An 8,605-nucleotide genomic window follows, 5' to 3' on the forward strand; every position below is an offset into this window, starting at 1 on the left:
TCTGTCTCCAGTGGTCTGCCCCGGCCGGTGCCGGGTGCGTTCTCGCAACACGTCAGACCTTACGGACCGACAGACCGGTCGCGAATCAGTCACCATGACCCAATGCGACCGGCGGCAGGCCGGCGGGCATGCCGGCGGGCAGGTAGGTCGTGCCCGGTAGACTCCCCGGATGCTCTACGGTCGGGACGGGGAATCGGGCCGGCTCAGAGGCCTGTTGGCGGACGCGGCGAGCGGTGCCAGCGCGGCACTGGTGCTGTACGGGGAGGCCGGCATCGGCAAGACCGCGCTCCTCGACGAGCTGGCGGCCGGTGCCGGGCGGGCCCGGGTGCTGCGCACTGTCGGCATCGAGGCGGAGACCGAACTGCCCTTCGCCGCCCTGCACCAGCTGCTGCGCCCCGCGCTCGACCGGCTCGGCGTCCTGCCCGGGCCGCAGGCGGACGCGCTGCGCTCGGCGTTCGGCCTGGCGGCGGCCGGCGGGCAGGACCGCTTCCTGACCGGCCTCGCCGTCCTCACCCTGCTCTCCGAGTACGCGGGCGAGGACCCGGTGCTCTGCCTGGTCGACGACGCGCAGTGGCTCGACCGGCCCTCGCTCGACGCCCTCGCCTTCGCGGCCCGGCGGCTGGACGCCGAGGGCGTGGTGATGGTCTTCGCGATGCGCGAACCGCAACCGCTCGGCCTGCCCGAGCTGCGCCTGGACGCCCTCGACCCGGCCGCCGCCACCGCACTGCTCGACGAACGGGACGCCGCCGCGCTGCTCGACGGCCGGGACGCCACCGGGCTGCCGCCGCACGTCCGCGAGCGGATCGCCGCGGAGGCCGCCGGCAACCCGCTCGCCCTGATCGAGCTGCCGCGCTCGCTCAGCGCCGAGCAGCGCACCGGCCTGCTCGGACCGCTGCCCGCCGCCCCCGGCGACCCCAGCCCCTCCAACCGGGTCCGCGCCGCGTTCGGCGCCCGGATCGACCGCCTCCCGGCCCGGACCCGCGCCGCGCTGCTGGTCGCCGCCGCCGACGACACCGGCGACCTGGCGACCGTCCTGCGCGCCGCCGAAGCCACGCCGGAGGCCCTGGAACCGGCCGAGACCGCCGACCTGATACGGCTCGACGGCACCACCCTGGTCTTCCGCCACCCGCTGGTCCGCGCCGCCGCGTACCGCAGCGCCACCCTCGCCCGGCGGATCGCCGCCCACCGGGCCCTCGCCGACACCCTCGACGGCGAGGAGCACGCCGACCGCCGGGCCTGGCACCGGGCGGCCGCCGCCACCGCACCCGACGAGACGGTCGCCCGTGAGCTCGACCTGGCCGCCGAACGGGCCACCGGCCGCCAGGGCACCGCCAGCGCCTCCGCCGCCCACGAACGCGCCTCCCAGCTCAGCCCCGACCCCGCCGACCGCCGGCGCCGCCTGGTCGCCGCGGCCCAGGCCGCCGCCGACGCCGGCCAGTTCCAGCGCGTCGCCGCCCTGCTGGAGCGCACCGAGGACGCCGGGCAGAGCGCCGAACTCGCCCGCGTCCAGGCAGCGTTGCAACTCAACGAGGGATCCGCGGTACGGGCCGTCGAGGTGCTGCTCGGCGTCGCGGACGCCGCCCGGCCGATCCTCGTCGAGGCCTTCCACGCCGCCCAGTCGGCCGGGGTGCCCGAGCTGGTCGGACGCGTCGCCGCCCGGGCCCGCACGGTGTCGACCGGCCCGCACGACACGCTCGCCGCCGTGACCACCCTCTACGGCGACGGGGACGGCGGGGGCGGTGAACCGGTGCGGGAGTGGCTCTTCGGGGGAGTGGCGCGCGACGGCGACCTGCTGTTCAGCGAACGCTTCCTGGCCGCCCACGCCACCCACGCGCTCGCCGACCACGGCCTCGCCCGCGACCTCGCCACCCTGCTGCTCGCCCACTGCCGGGCCCAGGGCCTGCTCGGCTGGCAGGCCACCAGCCTGCACCTGCTCGCCGAGGCCCGACTCGCCCTCGGCGAGCTGGAACCCGCGGCCACCGGAGCCGCCGAGGGCCTGCGGATCGCCCAGTACGCCGGACTCGACCACCGCGCCTGCTACCTGCGCACCACGCTCGCCGCCTGCGCCGCCGTCGAGGGCGACGAACCGCGCAGCCGCGAGCTCGCCGAGACCGCCCTCGCCCACGCCACCGCGCACGACCTCGGCGCGGCCGTCCTGCACGCGCACCACGCCCTGGCCCTCAACCACCTCGGCGGCGGCGATCCCGCGCAGGCCCTCGCCCACCTCGACCACCCCCTCGCCGGGCCACCCGTCCTGCACGCCTTCCTGCTGCCCGACCTGGTCGAGGCCGCCGCGCGGAGCGGCGCCGACCGGACCGCCGTCGCGGCCACCGCCCGCACCCAGGCCTGGGCCGCCCGGTCCGCCACCCCCGCCGCGCACGCCCTGGCCGCCCGCTGCCGTGCTCTGACCAGTACCGACGCGCACGCCGAGGCGGCGTTCGAGTCGGCGGTGGAGCTCGGCGAGCAGGCCGGCGGCGGCCTGGAACTCGCCCGCACCCGCCTGCTCCACGGCGAATGGCTGCGCCGCCGCAAGCGCCGCTCCGACGCGCGGCGCGTCCTGCGCGAGGCGATGGAGGCCTTCGAGAAGGCCGGCGCCCGGCCGTGGGCGGAACGCGCCCGCGCCGAACTGCGCGGCACCGGCGAGGTGATCGACGCCACCAGCGCCACCGCCACCCCGCTCGGCCGGCTCACCCCGCAGGAACGCGAGGTCGTCCGACTCGCCGCCGCGGGCCACAGCAACCGGGAGATCGCCGCCCAGCTCTTCCTCAGCCCCCGCACCGTCGGCCACCACCTCTACCGGGCCTTCCCCAAGCTCGGCGTCGCCTCCCGCGACCAGCTCGCGCACGCCCTGGGCGAGCGCTGACCAGGCAGAAAACCGGCTGAACCGCGCGGGCCGGCCGTGACAGCATGCGGCCATGCCCGTCATCCCCCACCCCGGCGGCGAGTACGCGATCACCGTGCTCTACGCGCTGCCCGACGACGCCTGGTGCCTGGAACTCGACCTCGTCGGCCGGCAGCGCACGCTGGCGATCGCGATCGTCCCCGACGAGGACCCGGCGCGGGAGCCGACCCTCTGCTTCGACTCGGCCGGGCCGCACGTCGACATCCCCTGGGACGTCATGCGCTGGTTCACCGAGCAGGTGGAGGAGGAGATCCGCACCTCGCGGGCCTGGATGCGGCTGCGTCCCGACCTGGTCCGGGCCGTCCACGAGCTGCGCCAGGAGTACCAGGGTGCGATCGACGACGAGGAGTTCGAGCGGATCCTGCCGGACCTCCGGGCCGCCGTGGGGGAGGCCGACCTGCCGACCGTCGTGGAGTTCGCGTTCGGCCGCTCCGGTACGGAGGGCTTGGGGTAGGTTGCCTGTCATGACTGACAACGGATCTGACGCCTGGCCAGTTGCTCCGATCCGGACCGAACGGCTCGTGCTCCGCGAGTCCGAGGCCCGTGACCGCGCGGCGTTCGTCGAGCTGTTCTCCTCGCCGGAGGTGGGCACGTACACCGGCGGCGCCCGGTCGCGCGCGGACGTGGAGATCGCCATGCCGACGCTGCCCGGACGGCGCTTCGGCGTGTTCGTGGTCGAGCTCGACGGGGAGATGGTCGGCGTGATCACGCTCGACCGGCGCGGCGTGGAGCGGGTGGGGCACATCCGGCCGGAGGGTGGGGAGACCGAACTCGGCTACCTGTTCCTGCCCCGGGTCTGGGGACGGGGCTACGCCGTCGAGGCGGGTGCGGCGGCACTGGACTGGCTCGCCGGCGTGCGTCCCGGCGAGCCGGTGGTGCTCTCCACCCAGGTCGCCCACGCGGCCTCGCTGCGCGTCGCCGAGAAGCTGGGGTTCACCGAGGTCGAGCGCTTCGTGGACTTCGGCGCCGAGCAGTGGCTCGGCGTCCGGTACCCGTCCGCCTGACCGGCGGTCGTCAGCCGTCGGTCGTCAGCCGTCGGCCGTCAGCGGAGGCGACCGCCCTCGGTGACCAGCCACTCGCCGGTCTCCCAGTCGGACGGTCCGCCCTCCGCCCGGTAGCACAGGTCGAAGCGGAGGTCCGGTCCGGTCGGCCACGGGCTGCGGACCGGGACGACCCGGAAGAACTCCGCGAGCTCGGGGATCGCCGTCCCCCACGGTTCGGGGAAGAGCTGCTCCAGCTCCGCGCGGGTGAGGTCGGTCAGCAGCGCGAACTGCCACAGCGTCCGGGTCTGCCACCGGTCGTGGACCAGCTCGAACCTCGGCTCCCGGCCGACGACGAACTCGCGGATGTCGTCGCGGAGTTCGTCCGGCGTCGTGGGCAGGACGAACGGCCAGTCCTCCCCGGTGGGATAGCGGTACAGGGCAGTCGTCGAGGCGAGCGCGGCGGTGAGCTCGCGCCACTCCTCGGGCGAGGTGGTGCAGGTCGGCAGGTTCACCCCCGTGTGGTCGACGCCCTTGACGTGCCCGGCGAGACGCTGGGTCAGCTCCGCCATCCCGACCGGCTCGGACAAGTCGCCGCCCGCCCGGGGTGCGTCGGCCCCACCGACGGACCGGCCCGCACCGAGGACGACCTCGGGCTCGCGCACGTCCGCCAGCTCGAAGACCGTGACGGGCCGGGCACCGACGGGCCGCGCCGGGGTGAGCGTCAGTCGGCCACCGGGACCGCCTGCGGCGTACGGCACGGCGTCGAGCAGCGACCGCAGTTGCTCGAGGAAGTCACGCGACCCCGGGGTGCCGGGCAGACGGAAGGTGATCTCGGACAGGCGATCCATGCGCCCGACCGTAGCGGAATTCGCGATCGGCGCGGGAGGTGACGGCGTCGACCCCCGACGACCCGCAGGCCGGTGCGGTCGGCTTGACCTTCGAGTCGGGTCGAAGGTCTACCGTCGAAGACGTGACCACGTACCGCATCTCGCAGCTCGCCGAACGCTCCGGCGTCCCGGCGACGACGCTGCGCTTCTACGAGACGGCCGGGCTGCTACCGGCGGAACGGACCGCCGCCGGGTACCGGGTCTACGGACCGGACGCGGTGGACCGGCTGGAGTTCATCGGGGCCGCGAAACTGCTGGGACTGGCCCTGGAGGAGATCCGCGAGCTCCTGGACGTGCGGGAGGAAGGCGTGTGCGCCTCCGTCCGGGCCCGGCTGCTGCCGCTGATCGCCGACCGGATCGCCGACACCGGCACCCGGATCGCCGAGCTGACCGCGTTCTCCGCCCGCCTGGCGGCCGTCCACACGGACCTGTCCGGCCCCGCCCCCACCGGCGCCTGCGGACCGGACTGCGGCTGCACCCCGGCGGCGGACGCGGCCGGGGCAGGCCCGGTGCCGCTCACCCTGTCGCCGACCCGCTCGCGCCCGGACCCCGACCCGGCCACGTCCTCGGAGACGGAGACGGAGACGGAGGACGCCTGGCGGTTGGCACCGGTGGCGTGCACGCTGGGCGGCGCCGAGCTGGGGGCGCGCGTCGGCCAGTGGCGGGAGCTGGCGGCCCAGGCCGACCGGCGCGAGGAGATCGCCGACGGTCTGCGTCTCTCCTTCCCCGCCGACCCCGGGCTGGCGGCCCGGATCGCCGTCCTCGCCGCGGCCGAGCAGGGCTGCTGCGCGTTCCTCGACTTCACCCTGCACCTGACCCCCACCTCCCTCCGGCTCGCCGTGCGCGCTCCCGCGAGCGCCGCCGGCATGCTGGCCGAACTGTTCGGAGCAGCGGCATGACGTCCTCGCGCACACCCGGGTCCCGGCCGTGGCAGGCGTTCGGCGTCGGCGCGGCGGCGGTGGCCGCCTGCGCGGTCTGCTGCGCGGGCCCGCTCCTCGCGGTGCTCGGCGTCATCGGCGCGGCCTCCGCGGTCGGCGCGCTGTGGATCCCGGCCCTCGCGGTCCTCGCCGTCGCCGCCGTGGGCGCGCTGCTGTTCGTACGCCGCCGCCGTCGGCGGGCAGCGGCCTGCCGAACCGTGCCGGCGCAGGCGGACCTCGGCATGCCGACCGTCGGGCCCGGGGGAAAAACGGTCGCGCCCCCCACCACCGCGCCGTAGCGTGCGCGCGTGGACATCGAGAACCCGAAGGAAGTCGTGCGGCGCGGATATGACGCGTTGTCGGAGCAGTACGAGCGGGCGTTCGGCAGCGGGACGAAGTACGGCCCGTGGATCGAGGAGCTGCTGGGCCGGCTCCCCGAGTCAGCCGCCGTCCTGGACATCGGCTGCGGCACCGGTGTCCCCGTCGCCCGGGACCTGGTCGCGGCGGGCCACCGCGTGACCGGCGTCGACATCAGCGAGGTCCAGATCCGCCGGGCCCGGGAACTCGTGCCGGGCGCCGAGTTCCTCCGGGCCGACGCCACGACCCTGGAGCTGCCCCGGGAGGGCTTCGACGCCGTCGTCTCCCTGTACGCCCTGATCCACGTCCCGGTGGAGGAGCAGCCCGCCCTGCTGGAGCGGATCGCCTCCTGGCTGCGGCCGGGCGGCTGGTTCCTGAGCACCACCGGGCACCGGGCCTGGACCGGCACGGACGAGAACTGGCTGGGCGGTGGGGCCGCCATGTGGTGGAGCCACGCCGACGGCGCGACGAGCCGCTCCTGGCTGGTGCGGGCCGGCTTCGACGTGGTCCACGAGGAGTTCGTCCCGGAGGGCGACACCGGCGGCCACGTCCTCTTCTGGGCGCGGCGCCCGGGGGACGCACCGGATCCGGCCCCTGACGTCGCGCTCTAGGCACGCGACCCATGGGCGACCACATGTGGTTCGAGATCGAGGACCCGTCCGGGCTCACGGCGGGTGAGCTCGCCTTCCTGGCCGCTCTGCGGGTACGGCTCGCGCCGTCGGTGGGCGCGGGGGTGGAGATCCGGTTCGGCCGGCCGGAGGTCGGCGGCCCGATGGTGGTGACGCTGACCGTCAACGAGCCCGGCGTCGTCCACCGGCTGATCGGCATGGACCTGGAGGTCGGCGTGGACCGCGTCCGGGGCGGTTGGCTGAACGGCTACGGCGGCCCGGTGGTCGAGGCGGTCGGCACGGTCGACGAGCTGGCCCGGCGGTCCGCGGACTGGTTCCGCTCGGAGCTCGACCGGCCGGTGCTCCTGTACACGTGGCTGAACGACAGCGGGCGGCCCTACGCGGTGCGCTGCCTGTTCGCGGACACCGGCCGGACGGTCAGCCAGACGTACGACGCGAGGCTCGCCCCGCCCGGGCAGGCCGAGGAGCTCACCGCGGCCGGGCAGGTGATCGGCCGCGAACTGATCCGGACGTCGGCCCTGCCGGCGCCGACGCACTACCGGCACCTGCGCGGCAGCTCGGCAGCGGTCGCCCCGCCACCGGGTGTTCCGGAGGACGCCGCGGCGGACGGTGAGCGGGAGGCGGTCGGCGGCAGCTGGTACGACGACGAGCCGGAACCGACCGAGTTCTACCTGCTCGTCTGCGACGACGTGCCGTACGACGTGGTGCTGCTGGACCCCGGTGCGCGGCCGCTGGAGGTGGCGAAGGTGCTGCGGGCGGTGGTGGGAGGCGGTCTGTGGGGTGCGAAGCAGGCCGTGACCGGGGAGCGGCCGGTGGTGCTGCTGGACGGGCTGCGCGAGGACGAGGCGGAGCAGGTCGCCGGGCGGTTGCGCGCAGCGGGTGCGTCGGTCGAGGTCCGACCGCGTGCCGTCGGGCGGCCTGCCTGAGCGCTCCCCGAGTGTCGTGAGCGGTCAGTCGGCGAGGTAGTCGCGGCAGGCGCGGGAGACCTGTTCGAGGTAGCGCTGGGCGCCGGCGCGTTCGGCCGGGGTCAGGCCGTCCGAGGCGTGGTGGATGAGGGCGAGGAGCGGGGCGAGTTCGCCCATCACGTGCTGGAACCCGCCGTCGGTGACGTCGAGGACCTGGCGGCGGCGGTCGCTGGGGTGGGCCTCGCGGGAGAGGTGGCCCTCGGCGACGAGGCGGTTGACGGACTGGGTGGCGGCGGCGCTGGTGACGCCGAGGCGCCGGGAGAGTTCGACGGGGCCGATGGGGTCGCCGGCACTCCTGGCGATGATCACGTGCTCGACGGCTTCGACGTTGGTGAGCGGCATGCCGAGGCGCTCGGCGAGTGCGGCGCGGGCCAGGTGCGTGAAGGTCAGGACGTCGCGCAGGGCACCCGAGAGCGGGTCACCGGAGGGTGAACGGTCCGGACGGTCGGGCTGGTTCGGCCGGTCCGCGGAATCCGATGGGGCGGCGGCTCCGAAGGGGTTTTGTTGCGCCATGGCGGTAATTCTGACACGGCGTGCATCGCTAAGTAACTTAACGACTATAGGGGTGCACGCCCACGTGTCCCGTTCTCTCCCGGGCCTCACCCGACCGTAGTCCCCGACGCCCGGGCCCGTGACGAGGGCCGGCCCCGCAGCGACTCGGGCCGGAGCTTCCGGCTCGAACACTGGGAGTACGAGGCCGACCGCATCGAGGGCTTCGACCACGACATCGGCGCGGAACTCGTCCGAACCGCATCCGCAGCGGACGAGTCGGACCTGACCGCGGTGCTCGACGCCTGGAACCTGCCTCCGGCCGGGTTCGTCCACCCCTGGGACACCGACGACCCCAAGTAGTCCGGACCCCGGAACGGGGGGGGGGGGGGGGGGGGGGGGGGGGGGGGGGGGGGCGGGCGGGGGCGGGCGGGGGGGGGGGCGCGCGGGGGGGCGGGGGGGGCGGGGGCGGCGCG

General features: G+C 75.6%; 9 protein-coding genes. 7 read left to right on the forward strand and 2 right to left on the reverse strand.

Going from position 1 to position 8,605, the window contains the following annotated elements:
- The first annotated feature begins 169 nt into the window (after nt 1-169).
- Genes ACGFX4_RS37505 through ACGFX4_RS37515 form a run of 3 tightly spaced genes read left to right on the forward strand, consistent with a single transcriptional unit; the run spans nt 170 to nt 3,906 of the window.
- Nucleotides 170-2,863, forward strand: a complete 2,694-nt coding sequence (locus ACGFX4_RS37505) for a helix-turn-helix transcriptional regulator (protein ID WP_393084802.1) — start codon at nt 170-172, stop codon at nt 2,861-2,863.
- Nucleotides 2,864-2,915: 52 nt separating this feature from the next.
- Entirely contained in the window at nt 2,916-3,356 is a 441-nt protein-coding gene (locus tag ACGFX4_RS37510) for a hypothetical protein (protein WP_393084804.1), read from the forward strand.
- A 10-nt stretch (nt 3,357-3,366) separates the two neighbouring features.
- Nucleotides 3,367-3,906 carry a GNAT family N-acetyltransferase gene (locus ACGFX4_RS37515; RefSeq protein ID WP_393084807.1) on the forward strand — a complete coding sequence of 180 codons (540 nt, stop codon included), beginning with the start codon at nt 3,367-3,369 and terminating at the stop codon, nt 3,904-3,906.
- A 38-nt stretch (nt 3,907-3,944) separates the two neighbouring features.
- Here ACGFX4_RS37515 and ACGFX4_RS37520 read toward each other — a convergent pair whose 3' ends face one another.
- The gene (locus ACGFX4_RS37520; protein ID WP_393084810.1) at nt 3,945-4,733 is read right to left on the reverse strand and encodes a hypothetical protein; all 789 of its coding nucleotides are present in this window, start codon (nt 4,731-4,733) and stop codon (nt 3,945-3,947) included.
- 122 nt (nt 4,734-4,855) lie between these two features.
- On the opposite strand from ACGFX4_RS37520, the gene ACGFX4_RS37525 reads away from it, so the two are divergent.
- The 4 genes from ACGFX4_RS37525 to ACGFX4_RS37540 are packed head-to-tail and all read left to right on the forward strand — an operon-like array spanning nt 4,856 to nt 7,601.
- Nucleotides 4,856-5,671, forward strand: a complete 816-nt coding sequence (locus tag ACGFX4_RS37525; RefSeq protein ID WP_393084813.1) for a MerR family transcriptional regulator — start codon at nt 4,856-4,858, stop codon at nt 5,669-5,671.
- Nucleotides 5,668-5,988 (forward strand): hypothetical protein, encoded by a 321-nt coding sequence (locus ACGFX4_RS37530; RefSeq protein ID WP_393084814.1) that lies wholly within the window; start codon nt 5,668-5,670, stop codon nt 5,986-5,988. Before ACGFX4_RS37525 ends, ACGFX4_RS37530 begins: the two co-directional genes overlap by 4 nt.
- Nucleotides 5,989-5,997: 9 nt before the next feature.
- Entirely contained in the window at nt 5,998-6,657 is a 660-nt protein-coding gene (locus ACGFX4_RS37535; protein WP_393084817.1) for a class I SAM-dependent methyltransferase, read from the forward strand.
- 11 nt (nt 6,658-6,668) lie between these two features.
- Nucleotides 6,669-7,601, forward strand: a complete 933-nt coding sequence (locus ACGFX4_RS37540; protein WP_393084820.1) for a ribosomal protein L7/L12 — start codon at nt 6,669-6,671, stop codon at nt 7,599-7,601.
- Between the two features lie 24 nt (nt 7,602-7,625).
- On the opposite strand, the gene ACGFX4_RS37545 is transcribed toward ACGFX4_RS37540, so the two are convergent.
- Nucleotides 7,626-8,153: a MarR family winged helix-turn-helix transcriptional regulator gene (locus ACGFX4_RS37545; protein ID WP_393084823.1), complete on the reverse strand. Its 528-nt coding sequence runs from the start codon at nt 8,151-8,153 to the stop codon at nt 7,626-7,628.
- Between the last annotated feature and the right edge of the window lie 452 nt (nt 8,154-8,605).

Source organism: Kitasatospora sp. NPDC048365 (genome assembly GCF_043200835.1).
GTDB lineage: Bacteria > Actinomycetota > Actinomycetes > Streptomycetales > Streptomycetaceae > Kitasatospora > Kitasatospora terrestris.